The following is a 15,485-nucleotide window of genomic DNA, read 5'->3' as shown; positions in this document are numbered from 1 at the left end:
GCTGCTGCGCACCGGTTAATGTGCAACGGCTCAGTGATGGTACCCCGTCAGTGTTATCATGCTGTCCCCAGTTCCGGATAAGGTCTTTTTATGTCCCGCTTGCGTCTGCTTGTCTCCGACTCTCACGATCCCCTGTTCAATCTGGCCGTTGAGGAGTGCATCTTCCGCCAGATGGACCCCGGCCAGCGGGTGCTGTTCCTCTGGCGCAACGCCAATACCGTGGTGATCGGTCGTGCCCAGAATCCGTGGAAGGAGTGCAATACCCGCCGCATGGAAGAGGACGGGGTGACCCTGGCGCGTCGCAGCAGCGGTGGCGGCGCCGTGTTCCACGACCTTGGCAACAGCTGCTTCACCTTCATGGCGGGCAAGCCGGAGTATGACAAGAGCGTCTCCACCGCCATCGTGCTGGATGGGCTTAAGCGATTGGGGATCGAGGCGTTTGCCTCCGGTCGCAACGATCTGCTGGTGGCGACCCCGGACGGGGAGCGCAAGGTATCGGGGTCGGCCTATCGGGAGACTCTGGATCGCGGGTTCCACCACGGCACCCTGCTGCTGGATGCCGATCTCGGCCGCCTTGCCAACTACCTCAACCCCGACCCCAAGAAGCTGGCGGCCAAGGGGATCACCTCGGTGCGCAGCCGGGTGGCCAATCTGTGCGAACTGCAGCCGGGGATTGACCATCAACAGGTGAGCGAGGCGCTGCAGGAGGCCTTTTTCCATCATTACGGCGCGCGAGTTGAGCCCGAGCATATCTCCCCGGAGCAGATGCCGGATCTGCCGGGCTTTGCCGAGACCTTCGCTCGCCAGCGCAGTTGGGAGTGGAACTATGGCCACGCGCCCGCCTTCACCCATCTGCTGGAGGAGCGGTTCAGCTGGGGCGGGGTGGAGCTGCACTTTGATGTGGAGAAAGGGGTCATCACCCAGGCGCAGCTCTTTAGCGATACTCTGGAGCCGGCCCCGTTTGATCGGCTGGCGGCCGAACTGGCGGGTTGCGGCTATCGAGCGGAGGCTGTTTCCGCGCGCCTGCAGCCCTGGCTGGCGGCCTTTCCGCAGCAGCAGAGTGAGCTGACGGAGTTTGCCGAGTGGCTGTTGGCCTCCCTGCGTTGAGGGCTGCGCTGATGGCGGTCCGGTAGTGAGGGCGCTGTCAGCCAGGATGGGAGCAAGATCACGAAATATAAAGAGGCGCCTCAAAGGCGCCTTTTTGCCAGCCCTTGTGATGGCTGATACATGACAAAAAGTAGGGTAGGCCATTAGATATTGTCACTGTTGGCCCCGCTGACACAGGGGTATAACGGCCGCACATTTGCTGTACTAATGGTATAAAAATGAGTGACTTAGTTTATCTTAAAGACGACAGCGTCAATGCCGTCCACCCCGATTTCTCCGCCCGTTTCGCCACCGTCAAAGCCAACTTTTTCTCGCGCAATCCCGATCTCTGGCCCGTTTTTCGCGAACCCGGATTTGCCACCCTCAACGAATTTCGGGCCCGTGGCCTGGCGCCGGATGCCCGCCTGAACGCCTGGCCTGATGGCCGTGCCCGCCTGGCCGATCTCTGCGAGACCATGCCGGTGCCCGCCACCATGCGCACTCCGGGCGAGCCGATGGCCGAGCTGTTGTTTGCCGCCGCCCTGTCGAAGGATTGGGAAAACCCCTCCAGCGTCGAGAACGTCATCACCATGTCGGCGGATCCCGCTATCTACGGCGCCCAGATGGGGATTTTGGCCAACCCCAATCTGGTCTACTCCGAATATGCCGGAGTGGCCGAGGAGCTGGAGAAGAAGGTGGTGCGCCAGATTGCGCTGCTGGCAGGCTATGATCCCGAGTGCGCCACCGGCATCTTCACCCAGGGGGGGACCTTCTGTAACCTCTACGGCTACCTGCTCGGCATTCGCAAAAGCCTGCCCGAGGCCAAGCACAAGGGGCTCGGCCACTATCAGGATTACCGCATCATCAACTCCCAGGGCGGTCACTACTCCAACATCACCAACCTCTCCCTGCTCGGGGTCGACATCGAGAACAAGACCATCCGCATTCAGGTCGGCGAGAACAACGACATCGATCTCGACCATCTCGAGCGCACCCTGACCGCCTGTTTTGCCCTGAAACACGTGGTGCCCACCATCATGCTCACCATGGGCACCACCGACACCTTCGGGGTGGATCAGGTGAAACCCGTGTTTGAGCTGCGCAATCGCCTCTGCGAGCAGTTTGAAGTGGCGGTCAAGCCCCATATCCACGTCGATGCCGCCATCGGCTGGTCGATGATCTTCTTCTTGGGTTACGACTTTGCCGCCAACCCGCTCGCCATCAACAGCGCGACTCTGGCGGGGATCGAGCGCAACGTGGCACGCTTTGCCGAGCTGAAATATGCCGACTCCTTCACTGTCGACTTCCAGAAGTGGGGCTATGTGCCCTACACCTCCAGCTTGGTGATGATCAAGGAGCAGGATGCCCTCAAGGCGATGGAGAATGACCCGGAGAACTTCTCCTACTTCGAGCGGGACATTCAGGGCCAGACCCACCTGCAATCCACCATCGAGTGTTCCCGCGGCGCGAGCGGTCTGTTTGGTGCCTATGCGGCGCTCAACTATATGGGGGTCGAGGGGTATCGCATCGTGCTGGCCCACTGCCTGCAAAATGCCAACTACTTCCGCTATCGCCTGAGCCAGCTTGGCAACGTCAAGCTGGTGGCGCAGGAGAATCAGGGGCCGAGCGTCGGCTTCAAGATCTACAACCCCGAGTGGGTGAGCGATCCGGAGGCCGAGTTCGCCTTCGAGCTGGCCCGCTCCAGCGATCCTGCCTACAAGGCGCGGTTGCAGCGCAATACCGACTATCACCGCAGCCTGTTCAAGGGGCGCGGCAAGGTGGGTCTCTATACCAACTGGGTGGAGGCGGTGGCCCACTCCGACTATGACGCCCGCGGGAAATACTCCTATATCGCCGGAGAGAAAGCGGTCTTTATGAATCCGGCTTGCACTCGCGAGCAGATCGACGCCTTTATCGACCATATTCGCGGTTGATGGCGTTCGTTCTGACCACCGATGGCGGCCAATAGTGGCCAGTGGTGGTCGGGGTGTATCACGCCAACAGATAAAAGAAGGGCAAGCCGGCTGGTTTGCCCTTTTGTTTTAACGACTGAATGCGAAAGCGGTGGAAAAGGCCGGGTTCAGAGGGCCAGCAGTTGCTCGTTCTCGACAATCTCACACCCGGCGGGCAGTTTCGAGAGGGCGATCATGGCGCGGGCCACCTGACGGGCCTCGATGGCGCGCCAGCGGGCGAGCTTGCCCACCAGCAGCGGCCGAAACAGCGGGTAGATGGTCTGAAAGATCTGCTCGGAGAGGCGCGGTGGCTGGCGATCCCCGAGCAGCATGGCGGGCCGCACGATGGCGAGCCGTGGCCAGGATTGGGTCAGCAGGGCCTGCTCCATCTCGCCCTTAGTACGCGGATAGAGGGCCGGGGATCTTGCGTTGGCCCCCATGCTCGAGACCACGATCAACCGCTGACAACCGTGGCGCCGGGCCAGCTCGGCAAAGGCGACCACATAGTCGAGATCGACCCGGCGAAACGCCTCGGCAGAACCGGCCTCCTTGCGGGTGGTGCCGAGGGCACAGAAGGCGATATCGACCGGGCGGGAGAGGGTGACGCTGGCCAGATCATCAAAATTGACCGGCAGCCAGTGGTGCGCCTCCTTGCCCGGCTTGCGACAGAGCAGGGTCAGTTCATGTTCGGCAGGCAGTTGCTGCACCAGTTCGCGACCGATCAGGCCGCTGGCTCCGGCAATCAGGATCCGGCTCATGGGGATTCTCCCTGTGTCATTCGATGGTGTTGATGCCATGGTGGCTGCTCATCAGCATCAGGCAATTTGCGAGCAGCTGCAATGGGGAGAAATGACTCAGTGTTGTCGGGCAGGATGAACTACGTGGGGCTGGATAAAACAAAACCGGCGCGAGGCCGGTTTTGCGGGATATCAGAGCGGGGTATTGAAAGCTGCTGGCAGCGGGAAGTCACCCGTCACTGTGGTAAGCCTGTCATTGGCAAAGGTGACGGTGAGCTCTTTGCGCTCCTTGTCGCCGTGGCCCGGCTGGAATTCATAGAGGTAGTACCAGGTGTTGGGGTCAAAGCTGTCACGCAGCATGGGGGTCCCCAGCACATAGCTGACCTGCTCGCGGGTCATCCCCTGGCGCAGTTTGTCGACCTGTTTTTGTTCCACATAGTTGCCCTGGGGAATATCGATACGATAGACCAGGCTGCAACCGGAGAGGGTGAGGGCGGTCAAAGCCGCGGCAATCAGGTGTTTCATCCGCATATCGAGTTCAGATCATCCATACAGTCTTTTTTGGCTCGGCAAATCATACCGACTCCCTCCACGGAAGTAAAAAGCCATTGATCCATCAGCCAATAAAAAGGGCCGCACTGCGACCCTTTCTGGCAATCCGGTGGCCTTTACATCGCCGCGCGGAAGATGGCGACGATCTCGTCGTGGCTCGCCTGTTTCGGGTTGGTGAAGCCGCAGGCATCTTTCAGGGCGTTGCTGGCCAGGGTATCGAAGTCATCGGCCTTGACGCCGAGTTGCTCCAGACCGGCCGGGATCTTCACATCCAGCGCCAGCTGCTTGATGGCGGCAATGGCAGCGGCGGCGCCCTGTTCGTCGCTCATGGCGCTCACGTCTACCCCCATGTAGCGGGCCACATCCTTCAGACGAGCCGCGCTCACCTGGGCGTTGAACGCCTGAACATGGGGTAGCAGCACGGCGTTGCAGACACCATGGGGCAGGTCATAGAAACCGCCCAGCTGGTGGGCCATGGCGTGCACATAGCCGAGGCTTGCGTTGTTGAAGGCCATGCCGGCCAGGAACTGGGCGTAGGCCATCTGCTCGCGGGCATGCAGGTCATCGCCGTGGTGAACTGCGGTGCGCAGGTGCTTGGCAATCAGCTCGATGGCCATCACGGCGCTGGCATCGGTCACCGGGGTGGCGATGGTGGAGACATAGGCTTCGATGGCGTGGGTCAGGGCATCCATGCCGGTGGCGGCGGTGAGACCAGCCGGCTTGGCCAACATTAGCTCGGGATCGTTGACTGACATCAGCGGGGTAACGTGCTTGTCGATGATGGCCATTTTCACGTGGCGCGCTTCGTCGGTGATGATGCAGAAGCGGGTCATCTCGGAGGCGGTACCGGCAGTGGTGTTGATGGCGACAAGCGGCAGTTGCGGCTTGGCGGAGCGATCCACCCCTTCGTAATCCTTGATGTTGCCACCGTTGGCGGCGACCAGCGCGATGCCCTTGGCACAGTCGTGAGGCGAGCCGCCACCCAGCGAGATGACGCAATCACAGCCGTTGGCCTTGATCATGGCCAGACCCGCTTCGACGTTGCTGGTGGTGGGGTTGGGTTTGGTCTCATCGAAAACAGCGCTTTCAATGCCATGTTCAGCCAGCAGGGTGGTGAGCTTGGCAACCACACCGATCTGGTTGAGGATTTTGTCGGTGACGATCAGCGCCTTGCGATAGCCGTAACCCTTGATATCGGCGGCAGCCTCTTGCAGACAGCCGGCACCCATCAGGTTGATTGCGGGAATATAGAATTTGAATGTAGCCATGATGGACTTCCTATAGTTAGCCATTAAGTGGTAGTTGAGAGCTAGGCTACCATCTAGAAAGGGATACAAAAGCATCTTGTTTACAACTTTACGGGGTCGATCACGAGTCGTTAATTAAGCGCTGAACCAGGCTTGACTTTCCCGCATCTGACTCGATTTGCAGAAAAACGTTTGTCAATTATTTCATTGAGTTAGCAAACGTTTTGCGCAATGTTTGTCACTGTCAATGCGTGGAAGTGTGAGGCGCTTCAAGGAATTGGAAAGCGCTTTCGACCATAGTTGGCGCCTCCCCGAAGAGGGGGTAAAGGCTTGAAAGTATCATAAAGAATCATCTTAACTTGTGCCCTGACCATGCTGGCAGGGGGCAACCAGGAGTCCAATATGTCTGATGTATTTCACTTGGGTTTGAAGAAAGCGGATCTGCAAGGCGCCACCCTGGCGATCGTCCCCGGTGACCCCGAGCGCGTGAAGCGTATCGCAGAGCTGTTGGATAACCCGGTGCACCTGGCCAGCCATCGTGAATTTACTACCTGGCGCGGCGAGATGGACGGCAAGGCCGTGATCATCTGCTCTACCGGTATCGGTGGCCCGTCCACCTCCATTGCAGTGGAAGAGCTGGCCCAGCTGGGCATCCGCACCTTCCTGCGTATCGGCACCACCGGCGCCATCCAGCCGCACCTGAACGTGGGTGACGTGATCGTGACCACCGGTTCCGTGCGCCTCGACGGTGCCAGCCTGCACTTCGCACCGATGGAGTTCCCGGCTGTTGCCGACTTCGACTGCACCACCGCGCTGGTCAACACCGCCAAAGAGATGGGCTCCAAGCTGCACATCGGTGTGACTGCCTCCTCTGACACCTTCTACCCGGGTCAGGAGCGTTACGATACCGTATCCGGCCGCGTAGTGAGCCGTTTCCAGGGTTCCATGAAAGAGTGGCAAGCCATGGGCGTGCTGAACTATGAAATGGAATCTGCAACCCTGCTGACCATGTGCTCCAGCCAGGGCCTGCGTGCCGGTATGGTGGCTGGCGTTATCGTCAACCGCACCCAGCAAGAGATCCCGAACGCCGAGACCATGGCGAAGACCGAATCTGATGCCATCAAGATCGTACTGGGCGCTGCCCGCAAGCTGATCTGATAGCACCACAAAGAGTGGGGGGTGGGGGCCGTTGCGAAAGCGCGGCCCCTATCTTTATCCGCCGTTTACCGCTTTTCCTCTCCCGTCACGCCTTTCACTGATCCCGTCGCACTTGCGCTGGCTGCCTCTACCTATTGCCCCTAAAAAGGCGCCGCACAGCGGATCTGCATCGGCTCGCCGCTCATCGGATGAGTAAAATCCAGCTCGCTGGCGTGCAGCATCAGCCGCGGCGCCTGTTCGCAGCTGGCTGGCAGCAGGCCACCATAGAGATCGCAGCCGAGGATGGGGTGACCCAGCAGCTGACTGTGGATGCGCAGCTGATGGGTGCGGCCGGTCTCCGGCACCAGTCGTACCAGGGTCAAAGGTACGGTCTGCCCCTGAATCTGCTGCTCCAGCCGCTCGATCACTTGATAGCGGGAGCGGGCGGGTTTGCCGCTGGCGGCGCAGATCTTCATCAGCGGAAAGAGGGCTGGATCCTTGGCGATAGGGGCGTCGATAACTCCTTCGTCGTCAATCAGATGACCGCAGAGCAGGGCGCTGTAGGCTTTGCTCACCGCCCGCTGGCTGAACTGCTGGCAGAGCAGGGCATTGATGGCCTTTTTTCTGGCGACCACCATGATGCCTGAGGTGCCAAAATCTAGGCGATGCACCAGGGTGCAGCCGGGGAAATCCTGCACCAGTCGATAGTGAACCGAGTCGAGGTTCTGCGGATTTTTGCCCGAGAGGCTCAGCAGGCCGCTCGGCTTGTTGATGAGCAGCAGATGCTCATCCTCAAACAGGATCTCGATGGCGGCACTGCAGGGCGGGGCGATAAAGGTGTCGACGATAACAGACATAGGGCACACGGGCTGGAAACGGGGGACGATCATACCCGAACCGGCGCGGCCGGGCGAATGGGTGGTGCGCAGCCTCGGAAAATGAACGGCATGACGCCATGCAACCTTTTGATAATGAGCCGTGTTGAGCGAGGTTGCGTGCCGTGCAAACCGCCCAGGTCAGCAACAAGGCCCCGTTTTGTGACCCCTTCCCGAGTTCATCCGAGGCTTGCTTGTTAAGGTATGGCTCCCTGTTATGTTGTAAGGACTCATCCCATGGCACTGCCCGTTATTCTCGATTGTGATCCCGGCCACGACGACGCCATCGCCCTGATTCTGGCGCTGGCCAGCCCTGAACTTGACGTGTTGGCAGTTACCACCAGCGCGGGCAACCAGACACCGGACAAGACCCTCAACAATGCCCTGCGCATCCTCACCTTGCTGGGGCGGGACGATATTCCGGTGGCGGCCGGGGCGCCGAAACCGCTGGCCCGCGAGTTGATTATCGCCGACAACGTCCATGGCGAATCGGGCCTCGATGGCCCCAAGTTGCCGGATCCCGCCTTTGCACCGCAGAGGATGACGGGGATCGAGCTGATGGCCAAATGTCTGCGCGAGAGCCAGCAGCCTGTGACTCTGGTGCCGACCGGCCCGCTCACCAATATCGCCCTGCTGCTGGCAGCACACCCCGAGCTCAAACCCAAGATTGCCCGCATCGTATTGATGGGGGGCGCCGCAGGGGCTGGCAACTGGACGCCGGCGGCGGAATTCAATATTTATGTCGATCCGGAAGCGGCCGATATGGTGTTCAAGTCGGGCATCCCCATCATCATGTGTGGCCTCGATGTGACCCACGAGGCGCAGGTGATGGATGAGGATATCGAACGGGTGCGCGCCATCACCAACCCGGTGGCCCAGTGTGTGGCCGGGTTGCTCGACTTTTTCATGATCTACCATCGGGATCCCAAGTGGGGATTTGCTGGTGCGCCGCTCCACGACCCCTGTACCATTGCCTGGTTGCTGGCTCCCGAGTTGTTTCACGGGGTCGAGTGCCGGGTCGATATCGAGACCCGGGGGGAGCATACCGTGGGGATGACGGTGGTGGATCGTTATGGTCTGACCGGCAAGCCAGCCAATGCGCTGGTATTGTTGGGGCTGGATCGTCCGGGCTTTATCGATCTGCTGGTGACGCGGCTGCGGGCGTTTGACTGAGCGCCGGTTCATTTTTGCAAGAAGGGGCGGGGAATGTGGAAGAGAGGCTTGGTGCTGCTGGCCGGGTTGCAACTGACAGGCTGTGCGACGCCATTCGAGCGGATGTGGCAGGGGCTGGCGACCTGTGAATTTACCGATCTCTATGTGGATGAGACGGGCAGGCCCGCCAATCTACAATTGGCCAACTACACCCCCTACAAGGTGAGCGACGGCTTTGCCTGGTACAAGGTGCACGAGGAGCTGCACGGCTTGCCGGTGGTCGGTTTTATCGTGCCCGCTTCCAGCTTCGAAGTGCATGCCCTCTTTGTCGATACCCCCATCGCCAATGCCCGCCGGTTGACCCACAACGCCTACGGCAGCGAGTTTGGTGACGAGCAGAAGCATGACGAGGGGTTGGCGCCCCTATTGCTGCGCGATCCCAACAACCCCAAGCGCTCCATCATCGACTGCACCCGCGGTGAGTCAGACGGGGAGCTTGAAGATTCGGCCATGCCCGAGTAGAGCCACCTGTTAGGCCATCGGCCTGAAAAAAGAGGGGCCAGCCTTGTCGGCTGGCCCCTCTTTTTTATTGTTGCTTAGCGCCCTGATCAGGGATAGCTCAACGTCTCCTTGATAAGCGGCAGTTGAGCCTTGATCCATGCCGGATTGCAATAGGTTCCCCAGTCGCAGGCCTGACTCGACATCATTTCAGGGATAGCTCAACGTCTCTTTGATAAGCGGCAGTTGAGCCTTGATCCATGCCGGATTGATGGGGCCCCAGTCGCTGATGCGGTAGTGTCCCTGCAGGTGGCGAGCCCCCTCGGTCTGCTCGAAGGCGCAGCTGATGTCGAGCTCGGCCAGCGCGCTCAGGGTATCTTGCGCGGTGCGGCGCGGCATGCCGGTTGCCTCCATGATGGCGGGCACCGTATCCGTGCCTTGGCTGATCAGCCAGGCCACGTAGAGCCGCCGGTAGAAACTGGTGCGGGTCTTGCTCGGCTCCATCAGATCTCATCCTCAAGACGATCGAAGTAGCGCCAGGTTGCGATGGCGGCTTTGCCCATCACCAGTGCCCAGAGGCCGAACCAGAACCAGCGGAAGAAGCTCCAGGTGGAGGCGTCAGGCTCTGTGCTCTCGATCTTGGTGACGTTGGGGAACATGGAGAACATGTTCACGCGCCAGCCGTAGGAGGTGATGATGGCTAGGCGTTTCTCGAACTCCATCGACTTGGCCTTGGCCTGGACGTCGGCGGCGTTGAACTTAAAGTAGAAGGGCCAGCCCCACTCGGTATCTTCATTGCGAAACACCCGGATCTTCTCGCCGGGGCGCTCGGTGTAGATGTAATAGACGTCGGTGGTGGGGCCGTCAGCCGGGTTTTTCTGGCTGATGGGGCCATCCTTGTCGGTGCGCTTCACCTCGACCCCGGTGATGGTAGCGATGGTGTGCTCCGGCAGGTAGTAGTCGAGCCAGGCGGCGGAAATGAGGGCGATGAGCCCCAAGGCGATAAAAGCGGGTTTCTTGAATCTCAGGCTCATGGTGTGCTCACGTGAGGGGGAGTAACGTGCCTCTACCATACCGATATTTGACAGGGCAGCCCAGCCCCTTATGGCGCCACAAGCCAAAAAATGGCGTTTAAAACAGATACAAAGCCATTGATCCATCAACAAGAAAGGCCCTTGCGGGCCTTTTTGTCTGGTTCACTTTGTGCGCTTACAGCTGGAATTGGGCCAGCTGCTTGCGTTGCTGCTCGGCGAGCTGGGAGAGTTCGTTGCTGGCACTGGCGCTCTGGCTGATGCCGGCGGAGCTCTGGCTCACGATCTCGTGAATATTGGTGATGTTGCGGTTGATGTCGGCAGTGACGCAGGACTGCTCCTCGGCTGCGGTGGCGACCTGGGCGTTGGCGTCGTTGATCTGGCGTACGGCACCGGTAATGCCACTCAGCAGATCCTGCACCTGAGCTGACAGGCGTTGGTTATGACCGAGGATCTCCAGGGTCTCCTGCACGCCGTTGTTGGCGGATTGGGACTGGCTCTGCAGCCGCTCGATGATGGCCTGGATCTCCTTGGTGGAGTCCTGGGTACGGGCTGCCAGCATTCTCACCTCGTCGGCCACCACCGCAAAACCACGACCCGTTTCGCCGGCACGGGCCGCTTCGATGGCGGCATTGAGCGCCAGCAGGTTGGTCTGCTCGGAGATCCCCTGGATCACTTCAATTACCTTGCCGATCTGCTCGGACTGGGATTTGAGCTGAGCCACGATGGCGGCAGCATCTTCCAGACTGCCTGCCATCCGGCTGTTGGCGGCGATGCTTTCGGTAAAGAGGGCGAGCCCCTGTTCGACCCGGCCATTGGCATCCCGCGCCAGCTCGTCGGCGATGGCGGCGTTGTGGTTGACGTTGTCTGCTGTGCTGGAGAGTTCGGTCACGGCGGAGGCGACCTGTTCGATCTCGCTGTGCTGCTGCTGGGCGTTGGCTTCAGCCTGGGTCATCACGGCGGCCAGCTCGGTGGCGGCGGAGGCGACGCTGTTGCTGATCCCGGTCAGGTTCTCGATGGTGCTACCAAGTTGCCCCAGAGTGAGGTTGATATCTTTGGCCAGACGGGTCAGCTCGTTGTTGCCATCCGCTTTGGCGCGCACGTTGAAGCGCCCTTGCGCCACGGCGTGCATCACCTCTTGCAACTGACCGATGGGGCTGACGATGCGACCGGAGAGGACCCAGCCACAGATCAGCGCCGCCAGTAGGGTACCGGCGGTGAGCAGCAGGGTACGCAGCAGGGTTGCGTCGTAGTGAGCCTGCTCGTCGGCCAGCTCTTGCTGGATCAGCTGGTTGATGTGGGCCGACATGCTGTCGATCTGTTTGATCAGCTGTTCACCCAGCTCGCGGAAATGGAGGCGGGCCGCCTCGTAGGCGACCGGATCGCCGCCACCCTGATGTTTTTGCGCCAGCAGCGGCAGCATGTTGCTGCGGGTATGGCTGAGGTAGGCCTGCAGGGCGGCAGCGACCTGCCGGTTATCCTGCTCGGCACCGGGGAGCACCAGACGGCCGAGAATGGTGTTGATCTCCTGCTCGGCGCTGTTGAGGTTCGCAGGTAGTGCGGCAAACAGCTTGGCATCGTAGAGGCCATAGATGGCGCTGGTGCGCAGCCGGTAGGTGGCGTGGATCAGTTTGGCAATATCGTCCTTGTGCTGGACCACGCTCTGGGTCGTCTCATCTATGTCATTGATGGCTTCATCCAGCCCCTGTTTACTGATGGCAATCATCACCATCATCAGCAGGCTGGCCAGCAGCAGCGGTATCAGGACCTGGACACGTATTGATAGATTATTCAATGACATAAATGGCTCTAATCCGAAATGGGAGGAGCCGACATATTACACACCTACGTCAGGAGCTGTCACAGGCTTTTATTGCTGAAATTTGCTGAAGAAAAGGTTTTTCCTTGTGAAAAAGGCGCCATATATGCATGATTGAACGCTTGATCCCCTGAATATGTGGTACAACTGGCCGGATTGAGTCAATCCTGTCCCGTTTTCGTGATTCCCCGCTCTTGGCGTATGGAGGTGTGTAGTGTCCAGCTGGATCGATCCGGCCATTCTGGCTCTGTTTATCCCGACCTTTTTCTTTGTCTCGGTGACCCCCGGCATGTGCATGACCCTGTCGATGACGTTGGGGATGAGCCTGGGGGTGCGCCGTACCCTGCACATGATGTGGGGGGAGCTGATCGGAGTCGGGTTGGTCTCGGTGCTGTCGGTGATCGGGGTGGCTGCCATCATGCTCAACTATCCGGGGATCTTTGCCGCCTTCAAATATGTGGGGGGCGCCTATCTGGTTTGGCTCGGTATCCAGATGTGGCAGGCCAAGGGGAAGATGGCCATTCCGGCGGATCTTTCGTCCGGTCAGCAGACCAGCGCCATGGGACTGGCGGTGCAGGGTTTCGTCACCGCCATTGCCAACCCCAAGGGGTGGGCCTTCATGATCTCCCTACTGCCACCGTTCATTTCGGCCAGCAAGCCGATGGTGCCGCAGATCACTGCGCTGGTGGCGCTTATTCTGGTCATCGAATTCTCCTGCCTGCTGCTCTACGCCAGTGGTGGCCGAACTCTGCGCCACTTCCTCGCCAAGAGCGGCAACGTCACCCTGATGAACCGCATCGCCGGTACTCTGATGCTGGGGGTGGGAGTCTGGCTGGCGCTTGGTTAAGCGCTGTTAGTGACCCCCACCAGACAAGAAAAATGCCACCGGTCGGTGGCATTTTTTATGAGTGCCAAGTGGTTCAGCGGGGTTTGAAACGTGTGACCCAGGGGTTGGCGGTGATGCCATGCAGCAGCACGCTCAATATGATGGTGCAGAGCACAGTGGCGATGATGGGGCGCTGGCCAATCAGGGCTGGCTGGTTTTGCAGCACCATCACTGCAAAGACGATACTGGCAAGGCCCCGCGGGCCGAACCAGCCGATAAAGAGCTTGAGCTCTGGCTTGAGGCCGGAGCCGAGCAGGCTCAGCCAGACCGGCACCATCCGCAGCAGGGTGAGGCTGGCAATGGCATAGAGCCAGTATTGCCAGTGCATCAGCTCCGACAACATGGGGAGCAGAGTTGCGCCAAACACCATCCAGATCACCACGGAGAGCAGGTCGCCGTAGCCTTCGCAACTGTCCATATAGGCGTGCTTGTGTTCACCGAGTCTGCGCCCGATAAAGAGACCGCCGACAAAGGCGGCGATAAAGCCGCTCCCCCCCAGACTCTGGGCCAGCGCAAAGCAGAGCAGGGCCAGTCCCGGCATGGTGAGCTGGCGCCAGAGCGGCAGTTGCCAGCCGTTGAGATAGGAGATTTTCAGCAGCCGTATGGTTAGGCTGGTCAGTACAAAAGCGACCAGGAGGCCAATGCCGATCTCCTCCAGCATCAGGGTGATGGCCAGCGTGGCTGTGCCTGCGTGCTGCTCTGTGGGGGCGATAAGGGCCAGCAGCAGAAGCAGCACAGGCACACAGATGCCGTCGTTGAGGCCGCTCTCCTGATTGAGCCCTTCGCGCAGTGGCGCCGGTACGGCCGGGTTGCTCACCACCGCCTTGCCGAGCGCCGCATCCGTGGGGGCAAGAATGGTGGAGAGGATGGCCATCTCCAGCAGTGGCAGGTCGGGGAAGATCCAGTGACCAAACAGGGCTCCGGCGATGAGCGTCAGTGGCAGGCCGATCATTAGCAGCCGGATGGGGAGCTGCCGGTTGGCCAGCAATACTTGCCAGTTGGTATTGGCGGCATCGTTGAACAGAACGATAACCAGAGTCAGCTCGGCCAGCAGCTTGATGCCGGCGCTGTCGATAGAGAGGGAGAGCAGCTCCAGCCCGCCAGGCCCCAGCAACCAGCCGGTCAGCAGAAAGAGCAGGGGGCCGTTGACCAGCTTTGATTCGAAGCGCCCCGCGATCAGGCTGTAGATCAGCAAGAAGGCAGCGATCACCGCCAGATTCTGGTAAAGCAGATGTGTATCCATACAAGCTCCCTTGAAACCATCTTGTCAGGGCTGTTTAACTGCCATCCTGGCCCCGGGTTATGCCCGATATTCTCAGTGATTAACTCTTTGTTGCCGTAACTGTGCGCACACCTTGTCCAGAGTGGCTGTGCCCATCACGCCTGCCGAGGCAGATCAATCGGTCAGGCAGTCGGGGTCGAACACATACTCCCCATCCAGCCAGCGCACGATTTCGTCGACGCAGGATTGGTCACGAAACGGCAGGTAGCGGGCCTTGAGATGGGCCACCTGCTCAGGGGTCAGCTGGGCCATCCCTATGTCCTGAAACAGCGGCAGGTCGGCCTCGATCATCGCCGAGATCTGTGGGCCGCAGGTGGCGTTGAGGGCGGCATGCTGCGCCTTGTCGGGGTCGTACTGCTTGCCGAGGCGGTAGCTCATCGGCAGGGTGGCGAGGGGTAGGGTCGACAGCGCCGCCTGTTTCATCGGGTTGACCGCGTGGCCAGAGACCAGCTCTGCCAGCTCGGCAGGGCGATTCTCGAAGGCGCGCAGGTGCAGGTAGCTGCTCGCCTTGCTGCCATCGTTGACCGGGTAGTTGTCCCACAGGAAGGGCTTGCGGCCGAGCAGTTCGGTCACCTGCTTGAGGTGGCTGGCCGGATATTCGCTGGAGCAGACCTTGGGGCCGGTCCAGAAGATCTCGAAACGGCGATCGAGCCGCTCGCCAAGCTCCTCCAGATAGTGGGGAGGCATGGCGCCAAACACCTTCTCCAGCACCGGATCGGTCGAGTAGTAGCTGGGGCAGAAGATGAGGCGGGTCGCCTTGCTGTGAGCCGCGATGTCGTGGGCGATGATGAGCTGATGGTGCGCCAGATCCGGGGTATCCCCCTTCATGTCGTCAAACAGCACTGCCAGAATGTCAGGCTGCAGCATCTCGTCGATGAGGCGCACTTTCTCAAGCAGCGCCGAGCGTTTGCGATCGTAGTCGTGATGAGCCCCCATGGGGCTCAAGCCCACCCCGAAGGCGAGGCCGTTGGCGCGGCACTGGCGCGCCAGTTCGGCGAGATCCGCCAGCTGCTGCTCGGGCCAGGGGAGGGCCCAGTGCTTGCGCAGATAGCCATCCTCTTTCGGTGCATAGATATAGAAACCGTAACCGTGGCGTGGCAGCCACTGGGCGTAGCGGGCGCGGGCCTGCCAGCTCCATCCCTTGCCAAAAAAGCCTTCAATGACCCCCAGATTGGCAGCGGGGGGCAGGGGGCCGGACAGCAAACTTTGATATGGCATAACTCTCTCCCTT

At 60.3% G+C, this 15,485-nt stretch carries 15 protein-coding genes; 6 read left to right on the top strand and 9 right to left on the bottom strand.

The genetic code is table 11. The annotated features are described in order from the left end of the window. The first annotated feature begins 90 nt into the window (after positions 1-90). Positions 91-1,107: a lipoate--protein ligase A gene (locus I6L44_RS09565; RefSeq protein ID WP_216954238.1), complete on the top strand. Its 1,017-nt coding sequence runs from the start codon at positions 91-93 to the stop codon at positions 1,105-1,107. Positions 1,108-1,325: 218 nt separating this feature from the next. Further along, positions 1,326-3,020 (top strand): pyridoxal-dependent decarboxylase, encoded by a 1,695-nt coding sequence (locus tag I6L44_RS09560; RefSeq protein WP_216954236.1) that lies wholly within the window; start codon positions 1,326-1,328, stop codon positions 3,018-3,020. A 146-nt stretch (positions 3,021-3,166) separates the two neighbouring features. Here I6L44_RS09560 and I6L44_RS09555 read toward each other — a convergent pair whose 3' ends face one another. The 3 genes from I6L44_RS09555 to yiaY form a co-directional block, all read right to left on the bottom strand. Beyond that, on the bottom strand, positions 3,167-3,796 hold the full coding sequence (locus tag I6L44_RS09555) for an NAD(P)H-binding protein (protein ID WP_216954234.1): 630 nt from the start codon (positions 3,794-3,796) through the stop codon (positions 3,167-3,169). A 171-nt stretch (positions 3,797-3,967) separates the two neighbouring features. After that, positions 3,968-4,306, bottom strand: a complete 339-nt coding sequence (gene bamE, locus I6L44_RS09550) for an outer membrane protein assembly factor BamE (RefSeq protein ID WP_216954232.1) — start codon at positions 4,304-4,306, stop codon at positions 3,968-3,970. 137 nt (positions 4,307-4,443) lie between these two features. Beyond that, the gene (gene yiaY / locus I6L44_RS09545) at positions 4,444-5,595 is read right to left on the bottom strand and encodes an L-threonine dehydrogenase (protein ID WP_216954231.1); all 1,152 of its coding nucleotides are present in this window, start codon (positions 5,593-5,595) and stop codon (positions 4,444-4,446) included. A gap of 381 nt (positions 5,596-5,976) precedes the next feature. Between yiaY and udp the strand changes: the two genes are divergently transcribed. Continuing rightward, entirely contained in the window at positions 5,977-6,732 is a 756-nt protein-coding gene (gene udp, locus I6L44_RS09540; RefSeq protein ID WP_005337975.1) for a uridine phosphorylase, read from the top strand. 140 nt (positions 6,733-6,872) lie between these two features. Here the strand turns inward: udp and I6L44_RS09535 are convergent, their stop codons facing one another. Further along, positions 6,873-7,601: an RluA family pseudouridine synthase gene (locus tag I6L44_RS09535; protein ID WP_216954229.1), complete on the bottom strand. Its 729-nt coding sequence runs from the start codon at positions 7,599-7,601 to the stop codon at positions 6,873-6,875. Between the two features lie 222 nt (positions 7,602-7,823). On the opposite strand from I6L44_RS09535, the gene rihA reads away from it, so the two are divergent. Together rihA and I6L44_RS09525 are read left to right on the top strand one after the other, a co-directional pair. After that, a complete protein-coding gene (gene rihA / locus I6L44_RS09530; RefSeq protein ID WP_216954227.1) occupies positions 7,824-8,759 on the top strand; it encodes a pyrimidine-specific ribonucleoside hydrolase RihA in 936 nt (311 codons plus the stop codon). Between the two features lie 33 nt (positions 8,760-8,792). Beyond that, positions 8,793-9,260 (top strand): hypothetical protein, encoded by a 468-nt coding sequence (locus I6L44_RS09525; protein ID WP_005337958.1) that lies wholly within the window; start codon positions 8,793-8,795, stop codon positions 9,258-9,260. A gap of 186 nt (positions 9,261-9,446) precedes the next feature. Here the strand turns inward: I6L44_RS09525 and I6L44_RS09520 are convergent, their stop codons facing one another. From I6L44_RS09520 to I6L44_RS09510, 3 genes are all read right to left on the bottom strand, one after another. After that, entirely contained in the window at positions 9,447-9,740 is a 294-nt protein-coding gene (locus tag I6L44_RS09520; RefSeq protein ID WP_204827381.1) for a helix-turn-helix domain-containing protein, read from the bottom strand. Then, on the bottom strand, positions 9,740-10,270 hold the full coding sequence (locus tag I6L44_RS09515) for a DUF1523 family protein (RefSeq protein ID WP_005337948.1): 531 nt from the start codon (positions 10,268-10,270) through the stop codon (positions 9,740-9,742). Before I6L44_RS09515 ends, I6L44_RS09520 begins: the two co-directional genes overlap by 1 nt. 175 nt (positions 10,271-10,445) lie before the next feature. Continuing rightward, a complete protein-coding gene (locus tag I6L44_RS09510; RefSeq protein ID WP_216954225.1) occupies positions 10,446-12,068 on the bottom strand; it encodes a methyl-accepting chemotaxis protein in 1,623 nt (540 codons plus the stop codon). Positions 12,069-12,300: 232 nt separating this feature from the next. On the opposite strand from I6L44_RS09510, the gene I6L44_RS09505 reads away from it, so the two are divergent. After that, positions 12,301-12,933: a LysE family translocator gene (locus I6L44_RS09505; protein ID WP_216954223.1), complete on the top strand. Its 633-nt coding sequence runs from the start codon at positions 12,301-12,303 to the stop codon at positions 12,931-12,933. A gap of 73 nt (positions 12,934-13,006) precedes the next feature. On the opposite strand, the gene I6L44_RS09500 is transcribed toward I6L44_RS09505, so the two are convergent. Then, positions 13,007-14,215, bottom strand: coding sequence for a sodium:proton antiporter (locus I6L44_RS09500; RefSeq protein WP_216954221.1), 1,209 nt, complete (start codon positions 14,213-14,215; stop codon positions 13,007-13,009). Positions 14,216-14,368: 153 nt separating this feature from the next. Beyond that, positions 14,369-15,472 carry a beta-N-acetylglucosaminidase domain-containing protein gene (locus tag I6L44_RS09495; RefSeq protein ID WP_216954218.1) on the bottom strand — a complete coding sequence of 368 codons (1,104 nt, stop codon included), beginning with the start codon at positions 15,470-15,472 and terminating at the stop codon, positions 14,369-14,371. Positions 15,473-15,485: the final 13 nt, after the last annotated feature.

The organism is Aeromonas sp. FDAARGOS 1414, from assembly GCF_019047065.1.
GTDB classification, from domain to species: domain Bacteria; phylum Pseudomonadota; class Gammaproteobacteria; order Enterobacterales; family Aeromonadaceae; genus Aeromonas; species Aeromonas veronii_A.
Note: the sequence above shows the minus strand (reverse complement) of the source record. Positions and strands in the feature narration are given on the sequence as shown.

Excerpts from the sequence above, each read along its gene's own strand:
- I6L44_RS09565 (WP_216954238.1), top strand. The coding sequence starts at position 91 with ATGTCCCGCTTGCGTCTGCTTGTCTCCGACTCTCACGATCCCCTGTTC.
- I6L44_RS09560 (WP_216954236.1), top strand. The coding sequence starts at position 1,326 with ATGAGTGACTTAGTTTATCTTAAAGACGACAGCGTCAATGCCGTCCAC.
- I6L44_RS09555 (WP_216954234.1), bottom strand. The coding sequence starts at position 3,796 with ATGAGCCGGATCCTGATTGCCGGAGCCAGCGGCCTGATCGGTCGCGAA.
- bamE (WP_216954232.1), bottom strand. The coding sequence starts at position 4,306 with ATGCGGATGAAACACCTGATTGCCGCGGCTTTGACCGCCCTCACCCTC.
- yiaY (WP_216954231.1), bottom strand. The coding sequence starts at position 5,595 with ATGGCTACATTCAAATTCTATATTCCCGCAATCAACCTGATGGGTGCC.
- udp (WP_005337975.1), top strand. The coding sequence starts at position 5,977 with ATGTCTGATGTATTTCACTTGGGTTTGAAGAAAGCGGATCTGCAAGGC.
- I6L44_RS09535 (WP_216954229.1), bottom strand. The coding sequence starts at position 7,601 with ATGATCGTCCCCCGTTTCCAGCCCGTGTGCCCTATGTCTGTTATCGTC.
- rihA (WP_216954227.1), top strand. The coding sequence starts at position 7,824 with ATGGCACTGCCCGTTATTCTCGATTGTGATCCCGGCCACGACGACGCC.
- I6L44_RS09525 (WP_005337958.1), top strand. The coding sequence starts at position 8,793 with ATGTGGAAGAGAGGCTTGGTGCTGCTGGCCGGGTTGCAACTGACAGGC.
- I6L44_RS09520 (WP_204827381.1), bottom strand. The coding sequence starts at position 9,740 with ATGGAGCCGAGCAAGACCCGCACCAGTTTCTACCGGCGGCTCTACGTG.
- I6L44_RS09515 (WP_005337948.1), bottom strand. The coding sequence starts at position 10,270 with ATGAGCCTGAGATTCAAGAAACCCGCTTTTATCGCCTTGGGGCTCATC.
- I6L44_RS09510 (WP_216954225.1), bottom strand. The coding sequence starts at position 12,068 with ATGTCATTGAATAATCTATCAATACGTGTCCAGGTCCTGATACCGCTG.
- I6L44_RS09500 (WP_216954221.1), bottom strand. The coding sequence starts at position 14,215 with ATGGATACACATCTGCTTTACCAGAATCTGGCGGTGATCGCTGCCTTC.
- I6L44_RS09495 (WP_216954218.1), bottom strand. The coding sequence starts at position 15,472 with ATGCCATATCAAAGTTTGCTGTCCGGCCCCCTGCCCCCCGCTGCCAAT.